This is a genomic window from Streptococcus oralis, from assembly GCF_026782085.1.
Lineage (GTDB): Bacteria > Bacillota > Bacilli > Lactobacillales > Streptococcaceae > Streptococcus > Streptococcus oralis_DA.
The window spans coordinates 35,417-51,106 of sequence record NZ_JAKUVW010000003.1 but is presented as its reverse complement, the minus strand read 5'-3'; the positions used below and the strand labels follow the sequence as shown (position 1 = coordinate 51,106).

The 15,690-nt window shown below is 41.2% G+C and carries 28 protein-coding genes and 1 tRNA gene; all 29 read left to right on the top strand.

Features of this window, described 5'->3' with window-relative positions; genetic code table 11:
• The first annotated feature begins 7 nt into the window (after nt 1-7).
• The 29 genes from MK395_RS01860 to MK395_RS01720 all read left to right on the top strand — a co-directional run bounded on the left by MK395_RS01860 (nt 8) and on the right by MK395_RS01720 (nt 15,686).
• Nucleotides 8-361, top strand: coding sequence for a helix-turn-helix domain-containing protein (locus tag MK395_RS01860; RefSeq protein WP_084882565.1), 354 nt, complete (start codon nt 8-10; stop codon nt 359-361).
• 246 nt (nt 362-607) lie between these two features.
• The gene (locus MK395_RS01855; RefSeq protein ID WP_268711167.1) at nt 608-862 is read left to right on the top strand and encodes a hypothetical protein; all 255 of its coding nucleotides are present in this window, start codon (nt 608-610) and stop codon (nt 860-862) included.
• Nucleotides 862-1,122: a hypothetical protein gene (locus MK395_RS01850; protein ID WP_268711166.1), complete on the top strand. Its 261-nt coding sequence runs from the start codon at nt 862-864 to the stop codon at nt 1,120-1,122. The genes MK395_RS01855 and MK395_RS01850 overlap by 1 nt, the downstream gene beginning before the upstream one ends.
• A gap of 10 nt (nt 1,123-1,132) precedes the next feature.
• Nucleotides 1,133-1,264: a hypothetical protein gene (locus tag MK395_RS01845; RefSeq protein ID WP_261674093.1), complete on the top strand. Its 132-nt coding sequence runs from the start codon at nt 1,133-1,135 to the stop codon at nt 1,262-1,264.
• A 36-nt stretch (nt 1,265-1,300) separates the two neighbouring features.
• On the top strand, nt 1,301-2,119 hold the full coding sequence (gene bet, locus MK395_RS01840; protein WP_268711165.1) for a phage recombination protein Bet: 819 nt from the start codon (nt 1,301-1,303) through the stop codon (nt 2,117-2,119).
• 9 nt (nt 2,120-2,128) lie between these two features.
• Nucleotides 2,129-3,193: a DUF1351 domain-containing protein gene (locus tag MK395_RS01835; protein WP_268711164.1), complete on the top strand. Its 1,065-nt coding sequence runs from the start codon at nt 2,129-2,131 to the stop codon at nt 3,191-3,193.
• 2 nt (nt 3,194-3,195) lie between these two features.
• Nucleotides 3,196-3,357, top strand: coding sequence for a hypothetical protein (locus tag MK395_RS01830; RefSeq protein ID WP_268711163.1), 162 nt, complete (start codon nt 3,196-3,198; stop codon nt 3,355-3,357).
• Nucleotides 3,358-3,359: 2 nt separating this feature from the next.
• Entirely contained in the window at nt 3,360-3,683 is a 324-nt protein-coding gene (locus MK395_RS01825; RefSeq protein ID WP_268711162.1) for a hypothetical protein, read from the top strand.
• Nucleotides 3,676-4,011 (top strand): sporulation protein Cse60, encoded by a 336-nt coding sequence (locus MK395_RS01820; protein ID WP_084882584.1) that lies wholly within the window; start codon nt 3,676-3,678, stop codon nt 4,009-4,011. The genes MK395_RS01825 and MK395_RS01820 overlap by 8 nt, the downstream gene beginning before the upstream one ends.
• Before the next feature lie 93 nt (nt 4,012-4,104).
• Nucleotides 4,105-4,527, top strand: coding sequence for a single-stranded DNA-binding protein (ssb, locus tag MK395_RS01815; protein WP_268711161.1), 423 nt, complete (start codon nt 4,105-4,107; stop codon nt 4,525-4,527).
• Nucleotides 4,528-4,536: 9 nt separating this feature from the next.
• Entirely contained in the window at nt 4,537-5,043 is a 507-nt protein-coding gene (locus MK395_RS01810; protein ID WP_268711160.1) for a class I SAM-dependent methyltransferase, read from the top strand.
• A complete protein-coding gene (locus tag MK395_RS01805; protein ID WP_268711159.1) occupies nt 5,009-5,218 on the top strand; it encodes a hypothetical protein in 210 nt (69 codons plus the stop codon). The genes MK395_RS01810 and MK395_RS01805 overlap by 35 nt, the downstream gene beginning before the upstream one ends.
• Nucleotides 5,219-5,244: 26 nt before the next feature.
• Entirely contained in the window at nt 5,245-5,592 is a 348-nt protein-coding gene (locus MK395_RS01800) for a DUF7296 family protein (RefSeq protein ID WP_268711158.1), read from the top strand.
• Nucleotides 5,593-5,596: 4 nt separating this feature from the next.
• Nucleotides 5,597-5,929, top strand: coding sequence for a hypothetical protein (locus MK395_RS01795; protein WP_268711157.1), 333 nt, complete (start codon nt 5,597-5,599; stop codon nt 5,927-5,929).
• Nucleotide 5,930: 1 nt separating this feature from the next.
• A complete protein-coding gene (locus MK395_RS01790; protein WP_268711156.1) occupies nt 5,931-6,359 on the top strand; it encodes a RusA family crossover junction endodeoxyribonuclease in 429 nt (142 codons plus the stop codon).
• A gap of 43 nt (nt 6,360-6,402) precedes the next feature.
• A complete protein-coding gene (locus tag MK395_RS01785) occupies nt 6,403-6,825 on the top strand; it encodes a DUF7448 domain-containing protein (protein WP_268711155.1) in 423 nt (140 codons plus the stop codon).
• A 9-nt stretch (nt 6,826-6,834) separates the two neighbouring features.
• Nucleotides 6,835-6,999 carry a hypothetical protein gene (locus MK395_RS01780; RefSeq protein WP_162837232.1) on the top strand — a complete coding sequence of 55 codons (165 nt, stop codon included), beginning with the start codon at nt 6,835-6,837 and terminating at the stop codon, nt 6,997-6,999.
• A gap of 10 nt (nt 7,000-7,009) precedes the next feature.
• Nucleotides 7,010-7,270 carry a DUF1372 family protein gene (locus MK395_RS01775; RefSeq protein ID WP_268711154.1) on the top strand — a complete coding sequence of 87 codons (261 nt, stop codon included), beginning with the start codon at nt 7,010-7,012 and terminating at the stop codon, nt 7,268-7,270.
• Nucleotides 7,267-7,530, top strand: a complete 264-nt coding sequence (locus tag MK395_RS01770) for a hypothetical protein (RefSeq protein ID WP_268711153.1) — start codon at nt 7,267-7,269, stop codon at nt 7,528-7,530. The genes MK395_RS01775 and MK395_RS01770 overlap by 4 nt, the downstream gene beginning before the upstream one ends.
• Before the next feature lie 75 nt (nt 7,531-7,605).
• The gene (locus tag MK395_RS01765; protein ID WP_268711152.1) at nt 7,606-8,022 is read left to right on the top strand and encodes a DUF1492 domain-containing protein; all 417 of its coding nucleotides are present in this window, start codon (nt 7,606-7,608) and stop codon (nt 8,020-8,022) included.
• A 259-nt stretch (nt 8,023-8,281) separates the two neighbouring features.
• Nucleotides 8,282-8,354, top strand: a tRNA-Lys gene (locus tag MK395_RS01760).
• 194 nt (nt 8,355-8,548) lie between these two features.
• Entirely contained in the window at nt 8,549-9,283 is a 735-nt protein-coding gene (gene terS, locus MK395_RS01755; RefSeq protein ID WP_268711151.1) for a phage terminase small subunit, read from the top strand.
• Nucleotides 9,252-10,550, top strand: coding sequence for a PBSX family phage terminase large subunit (locus MK395_RS01750; RefSeq protein WP_268711150.1), 1,299 nt, complete (start codon nt 9,252-9,254; stop codon nt 10,548-10,550). Before terS ends, MK395_RS01750 begins: the two co-directional genes overlap by 32 nt.
• 12 nt (nt 10,551-10,562) lie before the next feature.
• The gene (locus MK395_RS01745; protein WP_326845684.1) at nt 10,563-12,074 is read left to right on the top strand and encodes a phage portal protein; all 1,512 of its coding nucleotides are present in this window, start codon (nt 10,563-10,565) and stop codon (nt 12,072-12,074) included.
• A gap of 68 nt (nt 12,075-12,142) precedes the next feature.
• The gene (locus tag MK395_RS01740) at nt 12,143-13,708 is read left to right on the top strand and encodes a phage minor capsid protein (protein WP_268711148.1); all 1,566 of its coding nucleotides are present in this window, start codon (nt 12,143-12,145) and stop codon (nt 13,706-13,708) included.
• Entirely contained in the window at nt 13,696-13,923 is a 228-nt protein-coding gene (locus MK395_RS01735) for a 16S rRNA processing protein RimM (RefSeq protein ID WP_084882619.1), read from the top strand. Before MK395_RS01740 ends, MK395_RS01735 begins: the two co-directional genes overlap by 13 nt.
• 144 nt (nt 13,924-14,067) lie before the next feature.
• The gene (locus MK395_RS01730; RefSeq protein WP_268711147.1) at nt 14,068-14,646 is read left to right on the top strand and encodes a phage scaffolding protein; all 579 of its coding nucleotides are present in this window, start codon (nt 14,068-14,070) and stop codon (nt 14,644-14,646) included.
• 32 nt (nt 14,647-14,678) lie between these two features.
• Nucleotides 14,679-15,503 (top strand): N4-gp56 family major capsid protein, encoded by an 825-nt coding sequence (locus MK395_RS01725; RefSeq protein WP_268711146.1) that lies wholly within the window; start codon nt 14,679-14,681, stop codon nt 15,501-15,503.
• A gap of 12 nt (nt 15,504-15,515) precedes the next feature.
• Nucleotides 15,516-15,686: a hypothetical protein gene (locus MK395_RS01720; RefSeq protein WP_268711145.1), complete on the top strand. Its 171-nt coding sequence runs from the start codon at nt 15,516-15,518 to the stop codon at nt 15,684-15,686.
• Nucleotides 15,687-15,690: the final 4 nt, after the last annotated feature.

The following is a 15,690-nucleotide window of genomic DNA, read 5'->3' as shown; positions in this document are numbered from 1 at the left end:
ATGAGGTATGCAGTATATAATCAGGAATACCAACGAGAACTACACTCAAATGAACAACCACTCAGCTCAAAACTCAGAACTGAGCTTGCAAGCTAAAGGGTTGCTATTGGTACTGATGTCTAATAAGGATACATGGCGCCCTTACATTGATGAGCTTTCCAAACGCTCCAGGAATGGGCGTGACGCTCACAGGGCCGCTTTTGATGAGCTGAAAGAGGCTGGCTATATCCGTGTTTATCGTAAGAGCTTTGGCCGTGGTAAAGGTATTCAGAACTTTCCTTTAGTTCAAGACGTACCAATTTCAGATAGTTATTGGGAGTATTGGGTAAGTAATCTTGAGAAAGAGTTATCCACAGAATAGCGAAAGGGTTCATTTACAACTTACTGACTTTACAAAGTTGAAAAGTTCAAAAGTTGAATTTTACAAAGTTGAAAAGTTCAAAAGTTGAAAAATCCGACACTAATAATAACTAATAAATAATAATGACTAACTTAATAATAATCTAAGCCTTACGTCACTAACTTAGTAATAATTACTAATTTACAACAAACTACTACTAATCTAAATAAAGAAAAGGATAACTGAGTTATCCACAGGAAAAAAATCATGATTGACAAAGACCAAATTATCAAAACACAACAAGAAAAAATTGAACGTATCGAACAGCTGCAAGAGGAGTTACATAAATTATCCATGTTAGGATTGCTAACTGTAAAACTTTTGGGACTACCTAATGAGTTAGAAAAGTCATTGAAAGTAACCCACGACATCTCACATGTCATCAAAGATGTATTAAATGGTATGAGCCCAAGTGAGGCGATTAAGCAGAACATGACAGAAGATGATGAGGAGGAAGAATAATGTTAGCAAAACTAAAAGAATTTTTTGGACTAGATGACCTTTGGGGTGATGGCCAATCAAAATCAAACAGCAATCTAATTGATGTCAGAACTCTCCAAACTGAAAACAAACGGCTTAAAGACATCATCAAGCAACAGAACGACCTGCTACAAGAGCTCTTTAATGAAAATATGGAGATTGGACGTAGTCGCAGACAGTACGCTGACACAGTCGCAATGCAACAGCGCCTGATTGATGTCTATCAAGATATGGCAGGTTAGGAGGCAATCAATGGACAGAGGACTATTTGGCACCTTTGACTATGACCGTGATTACTTGCAGCCTCCTGAACCCAGGGAAGAACGTGACCCAGCTGATTGGATTTTCAGCGCTGGTCAATGGATTTATGTAGGAGATTGCTAGCCTATGAATAGAGAACACAACGAAAGGTAGAAGAAAATGACAAACAATCAACTTGTAGAAGCAAAAGGGGACTTTCTGACTAACCCTCAGCTACTTAATAGCGGCATTATCAGAAAGTATCTTGACCCGCAAGGAAAAGCTAGTGATGAGGAGCTTGCCTATTTTATAGCTCAAGCCAAAGCCCAAAACCTCAATCCATTTACAAAAGAAATTTATTTTATCAAGTATGGCACTCAGCCAGCCCAGATAGTCACTGCCAAATCAGCTTTTGAAAAGAAAGCAGATAGTCATCCACAATTTGATGGTAAAGAGGCAGGCGTAATCTATCTGTTGGACGGTGAAATTAAATACTCAAAAGGAGCATTTATTCCTAAAGGTGCTGAAATTCTTGGCGGTTGGGCCAAGGTGTACCGCAAAGACCGTACTTACCCAACGGAAACAGAAGTATCTTTTGAGGAGTATGACAATTCTAAAATACGTGCAAGAGTTAAGGAACTGACACAACAGGGGAAAGATGTTACTTATCCAGTGATGAACTCATACGGCAAGCCAATAGGTGAGAATAACTGGGATACTATGCCTTGTGTCATGATACGGAAAGTAGCTCTAGTGTCAGCTTACCGTGAGGCGTTCCCTGCTGAGCTTGGAGCAAGCTATGAGGCTGATGAAATTCAGCTGGATAACACACCTAAAGACGTCACACCTCAAGAGAGCCGTGAGGATGTCGTAGCACGCAAGATGGCCGAGATTGAGCAATTCAACAAAGAGCAAGAGGCAAATCATGCAGATCCCGAACCTGCTCAAACTGAGGAGACAATCCAGGGCGAATTGCTAGACGGTGAACTAGAATACTAGGAGGACAACATGCAAGAATTACAAGTTATTGATGATAAGAAAATCAATAAAATCTATGAAATGATTACAACGGATGAGCTTACTAGAGAGTCTTTTGAAAAAGACCTCATAGAGGCTACTGAAAAGTACAAGGACTATATTCCTACAGCTAGTACTCTCAAAGACGACAAGGCAAAGCGAGCTGAATTTAATAAGCTAATTGAGTCTAAAAATCGTATCCGTATCGACACTAAAAACTTGCTATCAGAGACGGCTAACACATGGGATAGTTATGCAAAGTCAATTATTGAACCATTTGCAACCGTAGTTAGTGAATTTGATAAAGGTATCAAGGAAATTGAAGAACATCAAAGACAACTAAAAATAGATACGGTTAAGAGTTACATAGCCAACAAATCAGCTGAGTACATGCTGGATCCTCGTCTCTTTGATGAAAAGGCCCTTGAGTATGTCAAGGCTAGCGATTTCATGGCAGACGGCGTGACGCTTAAAAAAGCCACTATGAAGTCACTTGATGACATGGTCACATTTGAGTATCAGAAACAGCAAGAATTTGAAAAGGCTAAGTCAGCTATTTCAGGACTCTGTGCTGAGTATGGTATGACTGACTCGCCTTACATTAGACAGCTGAAAGACTTGACTCTTGCTGAGGTCTTTGAACAAATCAAAGCTGACTATAAATTTGAAAAGCAAAAGGAAGAGCTCAGACAAGCTCAAGAACGAGCAGAGCGAGCTAATCAGGAGCTTTTAGCAGCTCAACAATCCAAACAGCAAGAACAGGCTCCAAAATCAACAGAGACCCCAAAATTTGACCCAGAGACAGGCGAAATCTTGGACAGTGAGCAAATCCCCCAAAATGAGCCCAACGCTCTCAGAGGGGCTGAAAACGACCTGAAACGATATAGCCAAAAAATGACTTTGGAAGTGTATTTTGTAGACACAGCCGAAAAAGACCGTTTCAAGGCTGGTCTAAGTCAACTTGGATTTGATTTTAAAAAGAACTATCAAGTCAGCGGTTATCAACGTATTGAGCCACTGACTCAGGCTGAACTCAATGATCAATGTGGGTGGTAGATATGACAGAAATTGAAAAAATTTCAGAAGAATTGGCTGAGTACGGAGTACCTGATGAGTTGATAGGAAAAATAGAAAACCTATTAGCGACTTTGTATGGCGAAAAAAGAAAACTGGAGATAGAAAAATCTTGGGATGTATCTCCAGAGTCTATGGGGAGATAAGAATGGACATCAGAAAAGTATCTGACAGCGTATCCATCTACTCAGACGGCAAGAGATTGCAAGTTATCCACAACTTAGGGGATGAGTTTATCCTAGATTTTAAGGTGGGAGAGGATAGCGTCTGGAACCTCGATGGCCAAGTCGTAGAAATTATTGACATGATTGAGCCTGTCTTTAAAGTTTGTGGCTTTTGCTCAAAAGCTGGAGAGGGTATGCAACGCTTAAAACATGCTATCGTCCACTTTGAAAGATTTGAGCAGTACATCAGAGACAATCAGGATGACCTGATTGTCTGGTGGCACAATCCAGGAGAGGAATATGATTAAAACTGTATTTTTTTCATGTGATTATCCACATCATGAGGCGATTGACGATCAAATAAATAGCTGGCTTGCCGAAAATCCAGGCATTAAGTTGATTGACATCAAATTTCAATCAAATGTGTCTGCTGTCGCTGACAGTGGAGTCAGTGCTGAATATTGGCATACATCCGCATTGATTATTTACAAAGTTCCCTCAGAGAACAATATAAGCAGTATCAATTCAAATGGTTTAGGTTTTTTAATCAACTGTGAGAAATGTGGTAGCTTATCAATAATCAAGGCAAAAGATGTAGGCCAAAATGTATGTTATGAATGCAAAGGAGAGAAATAATGAATGATTTTATCAAAGAGATTGGAATGGCTATCCTATGGATGTTTTTAGGCTACCTCTTGGGAGAGCGTAGCGCTAGAGAGGACAAAACAGATGATCAATAACGTCACATTGGTTGGGAGGCTTGTAGCGCCTCCTGATCTACGGAAAACGCCTAACAATGTATCTAGCTTACAGGGTACACTTGCGGTCAATCGCAATTTCAAGAACGAAAATGGAGACCGTGAGGCTGATTTTATCAATTTCCAAGCGTGGAGAGGTACAGCGGACATCATTGCTCAGTATTGCAGCAAGGGCTCACTTATTGGGATCATTGGACGCATACAAGTCAGGTCTTACGAGAAAGACGGTCAGCGTCGATATGTAACCGAAGTAGTCGCTGAGAGCGTCGCTCTGTTAGAGAGTCGCAACAGTCAGCACGGACAAGGGCAAGGCAACAGTTTCCAAAATGGAGATAGCTCGCCTTTTGTCGATCCTAACCCATTTGATCTACCAGATGACGGCTTGCCGTTTTAGGAGGTATCGATGTCAGATATTAAAATACTTGACGCTTGCTGTGGAAGTCGTATGTTTTGGTTTGATAAAAACGAGAGGCATACAACTTTCATGGATATTAGGCAAGAAACATTTGAGATACATGACAAAAAGGTCAACGTAGCCCCTGATGTTATTGGTGATTTTCGTGACATGCCATTTGAAAATAATACTTTTAATTTGGTTGTTTTTGACCCACCTCATTTAAAATGGGCAGGTAAAAACTCAATCATGAAAGCTCAGTATGGTCAGCTGGATAAAGTTACCTGGTCGGAAGATTTGGCCAAAGGTTTTGAAGAATGTATGAGAGTTCTAAAAATTGGAGGCACACTAGTTTTTAAATGGTCTGATTGTCAGATAAATGTAAAGAAATTACTAGAGGTGATACCATTCAAGCCCTTATTTGGTCAGCAAAGAGGCACAACACACTGGCTAACGTTTGTAAAGTTTGAGGAGGACCAGCATGGAGTGGGCGGATTGGGTGGACTGGGAACCTGAAACCAAAACGGACATCAAGACCAAAATTGAAAATGATGGATACACTTTTCCACACTACGACAAGAAAAATAATGGCGTCAAGTACGTCATTTCTACAATGGACATCAAGCGAGACTGTCTAAGGCTTGGGGTGCCATTTGAAGATGTGTACCCTTTGCAAACTACACTTTTTTAACCAAAAAATCAAGGAGTATAATTAGCATGACTTTTTATGTTTATAGACAAAATAATTCTGGAGGATATTTTGTAGAAGATGAGAATGTTTCAGCACATGTCATCATAGAAGCCGAAAACGAGGCACAAGCAGACATTAAATTTGATGAAATCATTGATAAGAAATCAGAATACACAACTTATTGCCCTTGTTGTGGCAAGCGCTGGAGTGGTGTTGATGAAACTTATCAAAATGTGGAAGTTGACAGCGCTGTGGCTGAACAATTAAAGAAACACCGATATTATGACAAGGCTGTTCTTTACATGGCAGATGGGACTAAGAAAAAAATTCCTTGGCTGATGTATGGAATGTATCAATATTTGCGGGAGGAATAGGCTAATGATTACAAAAACAAACGTACCAAAAACATCAATCGTAATCGAGATTGAAAATAAAGAAATCACAATCAAAAATATGATTGGCTATGATATACAGATGGTTTTTAGAAACCAGGACGCAGAACCGTCTTTAGATGAAAATGGGGACGTTTTTGAGCCTCTTTACTGGCTAGACATTAAGGCGAAACCTGAGGAGGACATAGAATACCATACGAGCTTAGGAGTTAAGAAAGAGAAAAGAAAATTAGCTGAGTTACAAATATTCTTTGAATATATCGAGGCTAACAAACAAAATCTTTTTGATCTCTGTGGATTGAGAGGGGAGCTTAGTTAGGATGAAATTAACCCTGAACATTGAGCCTAAGCCCCAATCACGGCCACGGTTTGCGAGGCGTGGGAATTTCACCACGACTTACGAAGACAAGGATATGAAATCCTGGCGCAATAACTGCCAGTTACTGATTGCTAATCAGTACATGGGTCAGCCCATTCTTGAGGGGGCACTGAGGGCAAAGGTTAGATTTTATATCAAACCTCCTCAGTACATTTCCAAAGTCAAGAAGAACCAGCAGGCCCTCCTAGATGAAATCATACCAGTAGACAAAAAGCCTGACATTGACAACTACGAAAAAGCGCTATATGACAGTATGTCAGGGATCGTCTTCCAGGACGACGGTCAGATAGCTCTGCATGATGTAGGCAAGTTCTACAGTTTAAACCCTCGCATAGAGGTAGAGGTGGAGGTCATGGAATGGAACGCATGAGGCGAGATTATGCCTGAGTATTTGAAGAAATGAGGAAATTAAGATGACAAAAACTATCGAACTACCAGACTATTATGAACCCGATTGGAGAAATGCAAGATACGGAACATTAGAAGAACTAAAAGAGCTGTTGCTCTATAAGCGTATCGTGGAATGGGATAAAGATTTTTTACTACTTGAAGATGGCACAAAAGTCACTATTGAAATGTCTGAAAGTGATTGCTGTGCCTCAGCAGGTGGGGAGTTTCAAAATGTGTCGCTCGACGCTGTAATTACTAATGTTGAAATTGGAGAACAGGAAGAAATTCCTGACCATTGGGGAGTAGGTTATAAAAACAAAGTAACCATCTTCCACAATCAAAACCCTGTAGCTATCGCCAACTGTGAGGCAGAACATAACGGATATTATTACAGCGTAGGTTCCTTGGTGATTGGTGATATTCATTTTCCAGTAGTTGATGCTTAGGGGGCTGATATGAGAATTAAGACATCAAATGACACAATCATCCACGTCAACAAATCTCAGCGCAGTATCACGATCGAGGGCGTCGAGTTAAGCGGCGATTGTCGGGCTCTGGTATCTGACAATAAGAACGGCACAGGCACAATTACCCTGATTTTTGACGGTAAGATTATTTAGAGGAGGTAAAATGAAACGATTTATAGCACTGTGGATTGTCTTGTCAGCTATTTTGAATATCTGGCAGAGTATCCAGATTAAGAAATTAGAAGAAAAGCGCCCTATTGTAATCTACAAAGCAGATAATCAAGGCGCAGAAATCAAAGGCAGAGTCGTCCACAAGGAGAAGATTGGTGACCTGTACACAATCACAATACAGAACTACGGCATTTTCGTAGTCACACAAACAAGCTACGAAACTTTAAGGATTGGAGACGAGGTGAAATTATGAGACCTAAAAAATATCCGTATTCAGGAGCTATAAAAGCAAAGAAAACAACTAAAGAAGATAAGTTGGAGCTTGTAGCATTTCCAAACATTGCGATCAGAAAAAATTTGCTCAAGCATATCTACACAGTTGTCAGCTACCATTCTAGCGCTAGTATTATTTACTTCAGAATTCCAAAAGTTTTTGGGCTTGGATACGATGAACAAAAAGCAAAAGTAAATCTAAGCTATGAGGAAACAATCAAAATACTTAATAGCTACTAAAATAAAAAAGCCAAGACACTCTCTGTCCCAGCTATAATCTCAATAATATTATTATACCACAAAAGGAGATAGAGAGTGAACAAGGCTAAAGAGCTGTTGAAAGAATTACAAGACCTTGACATGGACATTCAAAGTCGTATAGATGAAATCAAAGAACTTGAGGCTGGTTTGCTCTCAAGTCCTAAGTGGACTGACGTCAAAGTCCAAGGTGGTCAAGCTAGAAAAGTTGATGACGTCTATACTCAGCTTGTCGTGATGAAAGAGGCTATAGAACAGGATACTAAAGAGGTTATCAACAGAAAGCTTGAATTAGGTAGGATGATCAATAGGCTTAAAAATCCAAAAAGTAGGTCTATCCTTAGAATGACTTACATTACTAAATTGTATGTAGATGATATCTGTGACAAACTAGCTATCAGCAAGAGTTCGTACTATAACATGCGTAAGATGGCTATTGAAGAACTTAGCACAATTTTAGAACATTTGGAATAATTTGGAACGTTCTAAAAAACGTTGCGTAAAGTTAGACAATCTTGATGTGCACTGTAACAATAATCTGTTAGAATGGTAGTATCAAGAATTAAAGCAAAGGCACCTTAGGCAACGGCCTAGAAAAGCTTCTGAAAAACTGCTGGCTTGGGTTACCAGTAGCGATAGAGTAGGATGTTTTAATATCGCAAAAAAAGACTACACAAAATAAAAAAAGAAAGTAATTTCTAATTAACACGCAAGTCTGTAGTCTACTTGCAGTTGGAACGTAGCTCAAGTGGTAGAGCGGTAGACTTTTAATCTATTGGTTGCAGGTTCGAGCCCTGTCGTTCTAATTGTATCTCTGTGAGTAGCTATCACAATAGGGGTACAGGGCGGTAATTAGATTTAGGCTGATTAACCTGTAGGACAGAGATAAAGTAGCGCTATATAAGGCTCTGGTGGGGGAGGCACCCACTTACTGCATACAGTCACTCTTTGAGTGGCTTTTTTATATTTTCAAAACAAATAAACAGCAGGAGGTTTAGGCTTGGGTAGAGCAAGAGACCCCAACCGAGACAAAGCATTTGAAATCTATTCAGAGAACAATGGAAACATTGAACTGATTGAGATTGCTGAGCGTTTGGGTGTTTCAGCTGGCACTGTCCGAGGTTGGAAAAGTAAAGACAAATGGGAACCTAAAATAAAAGGAACGTTCCAAAAGAAAAATACGGAACGCTCCAAAAATCCGAGGGGTGCTCCTAAGGGTAGTAAAAATGCTCTAGGGCATGGGGCACCAAAGGGAAACACTAACGCCCTCAAACATGGACTGTTTGCTAAGTATCTACCTCAAGAGGTATATGAGATAGCGCAAGAGCTTTCAGAAAAACAGCCTATTGACATTCTTTGGGAGAATATCACGCTGACCTATGCTAATTTACTACATGCTCAGCGTATTCTTTACGTTCAGGATGTTGATGATACTACAAGCGTACTTATAGCTACCACGGCAAAAGGTGGAGCAAGCTATGAAATTCATACATCATGGGATAAGCAAGGCAAGGCCTTAGCTGCAATAGCAAGAGCTCAGACTGAGCTTAGAGGCATGATTAAGACTTATGACGAGCTTACACGCTCTCCACTTGTTACAGAGGAGCAACGCCTTAGAATTGAAAATCTCAAGGCACAGTTAGGCTCAGGTAATGAAGATGACACAGTCATTACTGGATTTACATTTGATAGGAGTGAGTATAATGGCAATACTGAACCTAGCGAAACTGATTAACCCAGTATTTGATGAAGTCCTCTATACACTCAAGAGCCATATAGTGCTAAAGGGTGGCCGTGCCTCTACTAAGTCATCAGTGGTCTCTATTGACCTTGTAAATGACTTTATCAATGACCCCAACGGTAATGTGGTAGTCTTGCGAAAAGTAGGTAAGTACTTGAGAATGTCAGTGTATGAGCAGATAAGATGGGCCATCTATGAGATGGGGCTAGCTAATCAGTTCAAGTTTGGGAAATCACCCTTACAAATCACACATAAGAAGACAGGCACTGCCTTCTATTTTTACGGCGTAGACGATCCAATGAAACTCAAATCCCAGAAGATAGCCAAAGGCTATGTAATGGCTGTATGGTTTGAGGAATTGGCTGAGTTCGCAGGTCGTGAGGACATTGATATAGTTGAGGATACTTTCATCCGTCAAGAGCTACCAAACGGCAAACAGGTCAAGGTCTATTTCACATACAACCCCCCAAAAAATCCCTATGACTGGATAAATGAGTGGGTTGCTGAGAAAGCTAGTGACCCTACTTACATGATACATCACAGCACCTACCTTGATGACAAGCTAGGTTTTTTGTCTAGGCAGATGAAAGACAAGATAGAGCGTTACAAGGAGACGGACCCTGACTATTACAGATGGATGTATTTAGGCGAGGTAATCGGTTTAGGTAATCATGTCTATAACATGAGCTATTTTAAGCCACTAGAGAGCCTCCCAGACAACGACAAAGTGATAGGTATATCATTTGCTCTGGATACAGGACACCAGCAATCAGCGACGGCCTGTGGAGCTTATGGGCTAACTGCCAAGGGTAATGTTATCTTGCTTGATACGTTTTACTACTCACCAGCTGGAAAGACCATCAAAAAGGCCCCTAGTGAGCTCTCTGTGATGATCCATGACTTTATAGACAAGGTCATGAAGACCTACAGAGTACCTAAACTCAAGATGACCATTGATAGTGCTGAGGGGGCTTTGCGTAACCAGTATTTCAAAGATTATGGCGAGCGCTGGCACCCTGTGGCTAAGAAGAAAAACCAGACCATGATAGACATGGTTATTAGCTTACTAGCTGAGGGGCGTTTCTACTACCTTGACATCCCTAATAACAGGGTATTTGTAGAGGAGCATAAGATGTACCGCTATGATGACAAGTCACTCAATACAGATGACCCCAAAGTCATCAAAGAAGATGACCACACGGTAGACGAGTTCAAGTATTTTGTCCTAGACAACGCTAGAGAACTAAGACTAAAAGCCTAAAGGAGCTTAACAATGGGAATAGTACAGACTATCAAGAATTTTTTCACAAGGAGCAAGTATGTGATGACAACACAGAACTTAACGAATATCACTGATCACCCTAAAATAGCAGTGTCATCCACAGAGTATGACCGAATAAGGGAAAATCTCAAGTATTATGCAGGACATTATCCACAAATTGAGTACACTGACAGCAACGGCACGCCTCAAAAGCGAGCTTTCAACCATTTGCCTATCGGACGTACAGCAGCCAAGAAAATTGCAAGCCTAGTATTCAATGAACAGGCTGAAATCAAGCTAGACGACAAGGACGCTAACAAATTCATTCAGAAACAGCTACAAGATGATAGATTTGTTAAGAATTTTGAGCGTTACCTGGAAAGTGGTTTGGCGCTTGGTGGATTGGCTATGAGGCCATACGTTGACAGAGACAAGGTAAGAGTCTCTTTTATTCAGGCACCTGTCTTTTTACCTCTGCAATCAAACACGCAGGATGTTTCTAGCGCTGCTATCATCACTAAGACAACCAAGTCAGAGGGTAATAAGCAGAAGTTTTACACGCTGATTGAGTTGCATGAGTGGGGCAAAGATGACAAGTACACGGTTACTAACGAGCTCTACAAGTCTGATAATCAGAATATTGTAGGCGCTAGGGTGCCTCTATCAGACCTCTATGAGGATCTTGAGGAAGTAGCATACCTGAACGATTTAAGTCGTCCACTCTTTACTTACTTGAAGACCCCAGGGATGAATAACAAAGATATTAACTCAGCTCTTGGGCTGTCTATCTTTGACAATGCTAAGACTACAATGGACTTTCTTAATACCACCTATGACGAGTTTATGTGGGAGATTAAGATGGGTCAGCGCAGAGTGGCCGTGCCTGGTCAGATGATTAAAGTCGAGTACAATCAGGAGGGCGAGAATGTCACAGTCAAGCGTGAGTTTGAGGCAGGGCGTAACGTCTATGAACAGATTGACTCAGGTGATATGGATAAAGGTGTAGGCATTACAGACCTTACAACGCCTATCCGATCGGATGACTATATCAAGGCTATCAATAAGATACTAGCAATCTTTGAAATGCAGATAGGGGTATCCTCTGGAACCTTTACATTTGACGGTAAGAGCTTGAAGACAGCTACTGAGGTTGTCAGCGAGAACTCAGACACCTATCAGATGAGAAATAGCATTGTCAGCTTGGTAGAGCAGTCACTGAAAGAGCTCATTATCTCAATGCTAGAGCTAGGCAAAGCATACGGACTCTACAAGGGAAACATCCCTGACATGGAGAAAATCAGCATTAACCTTGATGATGGAGTCTTTACAGACCGAAACGCTGAACTTGACTACTGGGTTAAGGTTGTAAATGCTGGTTTTGCCACGGACGTCATGGCTATTGAGAAAGTGCTCAACGTGACCCCTGAGAAAGCTAAGGAAATAAAGGCTGAAATTAGTGGCAATGCTATCAGCGAGGCTAACGACGGCAGGAGTGATGAAGATGTTGAAATTTATGGTAATTGATAGGCTGAGGCGTTTATTTGGAATAAAAAGCCCAAGCAAGCTAATAACTGAGGGACTTGTAAGAGCTTATGAAAGAGAAGAAACCAATCAAACTAAATGATGAGCAGTTAATGCTTGACGCTAGTCAGGTTGCAGACATCTATCATCAGCTAACTCTTGAACTCTTTGACCAGGTTATAGACCGTATCAAAGAGCGTGGCTCTGCTAGTCTTGATGATAACCCTTATATCTGGCAGTTGGAGAAAATGAATGAGATGGGCCTACTCAATGAGGACAATGTCAAGCTCATTTCTGATCGCTCAGGGATTGCTGAGGAGCAACTTAGGCACGTTATCCAAAATGAGGGCTATAAAATCTACAAAGACACCAAACAACAGCTTTTAGAGGCTACTGGTGGAGGTGGTTTTGCTGGCAACTCTATCATTCAGACCAATCTAGCTGCTTATGTCAATCAAGCCATGGGGGATATAGACAACCTCATCAACACCACTCTACCAATGAGTGTCAGAAAGGTTTATCAGTCTATTGTCCAGGAGAGCGTGGCCAAGGTTGTCACAGGACTCACTACCTCTGACAAGGCTATCTCTGATACAGTCATGAAATGGGCTAAGAAAGGCTTTTACGGCTTTACTGACAGCCAAGGCAAGCACTGGAAAGCTGACACTTACGCTAGGCAAGTCATCAAATCGACGGCTTGGCGTGTCTATCGTGAGGTCAGGATGGCTCCAGCTGAGGAGTTGGGGATAGATACCTTTTACTATCACAAAAAAGCCACAGCAAGAGAGATGTGCGCTCCTTTACAGCACCAGATAGTAACTACAGGGGTTGCTAGAACGGAAAAAGGGGAGCGTATTTTAGCATTATCAGACTACGGCTACGGTTACGCTTGGGGATGTCAGGGTATTAACTGTACTCATGAGATGACGCCATACATCCCAGGGGCTAACTACAAGCCTGATTTGCCTGACGAGTTAAGAGACTTGACACCAGAGCAAGCAATAGAAAACGCAAACGCTCAGGCTAAACAGAGGGCTTTAGAGAGGTCTATCAGACAGTCCAAGGAATTTCTCCACGTTGCAGAGAAACTAGGTGACCAGGAGCTGATAGACAAGTATAAGAGCAAGGTTAGGATCCAACAGGGAGCCATGAGAGACTATCTCAAACAGCACCCATTTCTACACCGTGATTATGCTAGAGAGAAATACTATGACGACCCTTATACTAAAGCTAAGAAAGAGGTTAGGCTTAGAGAAGAACAAAAGAAAGCTAGAGAGCTTGCTACTAAGCGTGCAGAACTTGATAAAGCTGTGAAAAATGGTAAAATAGTAAGTGTATCAGGGGTTACAGTAGGACATACACCTCCAGGAAAGGCTGGGGAACCAAATAGTGTAGTCCAACATAACGCAACGAATGGAGATGTACTCGGCAGAACCTATTACGATGATAGGGGCTACAAAGTAAAAGATATACATTTCACTAATCATAAGCAACCAGATAAACATCCTTACGGGAAAAAAGGTGAACATGTTCACGACTTTGTATTTGATGATGACGGCAAGTTTATCAGCAGAACAACTAGAGAATTAACAAACAATGAAAGAGAGGAGAACCTAGATATATTATGGCGATATTAGATGATTTACAAGCGTTATATGATAACGGTTGGGACGCCTCTTTTGTCTACAAAGGACAAGATTGTGCTATCTTACCCAATTCTACAACGGACATCCAGGTCTCTATAGGAGCTCAAACATATGTAGTGTCCTCTCTGGATGACTTAGTAAACTTAGATATTGACGGTCAAAAATTGTCAAACATTATGTCTAAAACAGAAGTACAATACTATTAGCGCTTAGAACAATCTAGGCGCTTTTTTCATGCAATAAACCACTATAAACCTATGGAAGTCCATCAGGTTTTTTATTTTGCCCTGGAGCATGGCGTAAAACTGTCTTAATTTGTCCATGTGACGTAAAAAAGGAGGAGTTAAGACATGAGTCTTAAACGTGAAATGTTAGTTGAGGCAGGTATCGAGGACAAGGCTGTCATTGACAATATTATGCAAGCGTACGGTGCAGGTATTGAAAATGCCAAGTCACAAGCCAAGTCGGAACTACAAGCCGAAAACGAAACATTAAAACAACAGCTTGAGCAACAAACCCAAGCTATCAATGAACTACAGGCCAAAGAGGGAGCAAGTGCTGAAAGCAAACAACAGCTTGAAGAACTAAAAGCCCAATTTGACCAGTACAAGCTGGATAGTGAGGCAAATCTTGCTCAGATCACTAAAACAAATGCTGTAGCCCTTGCTTTGAAAGATGTAGGAGCTTACAACTCAGAGGACTTGATGAAATTCATTGACCTAGACAAAATCGAGCTAGGGGAAGATGGGAAACCTCAACTAGAGGACACAATCAACTCACTCAAAGAGTCAAGCCCTTACCTATTTCAAGCTGAGGACAAGCAGCCTAACCCTAATATCTCTGTCCCAGGCAATCCATCAGCAAGTAATGCAGATGACGGCTTGAGTGCAGAGGACAAAGCCCTTTTTGCAGGCTTTGACAGCGTATAATACTAAACTAAAAAGAAAAGAGGAAAATATAAATGGTAGTAAACTACGCAGAGAAATTCAGTCAGAAAGTAGATGAGCGTTTCGCAAGAGAGGCTCTCACTACTAACATCATCAATCAGGATTTTGATTTCATTGACGCTGAGACAGTTAAGGTCTACACGGTCGAAACATCAGCAATGAATGACTACAAGACCACTGGTCAAAATCGCTACGGTACAGCTGATGAGCTTGGAAATAGCGTGCAAACTATGACGCTTTCTCAAGACCGCTCATTCACATTCACGATTGACAAGAAATCTCTACAAGGAACAAATGGCGCTATGGCTGAGGGCAAAGCTCTAGCACGTCAAATTTCAGAGGTTGTCATCCCTGAGGTTGATAAATACCGTCTTGCAAAAGCCGTGGCAGGCGCTGACACAGCTCATGTTGCTACTGGTGCAGTATCTAAGACTAATGCTTATGAGCTAGTACTTGAGGGGCAATCTAAACTTGCAGACGCTCTAGTCCCTGTGGCTGGCCGTATCTTGCATGTGTCTCCTAAGTTCTACAAGTTGATTAAACTTGATGACACTTTTGTCAAAAACTCTGACCTTGGTCAAGAAATCACTATCAAGGGTCAAGTAGGTATGATTGACGGCATGCCAGTAGTGTTGACACCTACTACTTACTTGCCTACAGGTGTTGAGTTTGTCATCGCTCACTCAGCAGCTATCACATCTCCAGTAAAATTGGAAGATTACAAAATCCATGACAACCCACCAGGTATCAACGGTAAACTGGTTGAGGGGCGTATCCGCTATGACGCTTTCGTTTTGGACGCTAAGAAAAAAGCTATCTACGTTCACAAATCAGCATAAGGAGGCTAGCTAATGGCTAAGAAAAAAGAAGAAACCACAGAGGAAGTTGTGGAAAACCAAGAAGTGACAGAGGAAGTTGTCAAAAAATCTGTTACTTTGACAAAAGATGGGGTTTCTTTTACCCTATCTGACCCGATCATGATTTCAGCATTTGAAAATCAAGGATATGAAGTGGAGGAATAAAGTA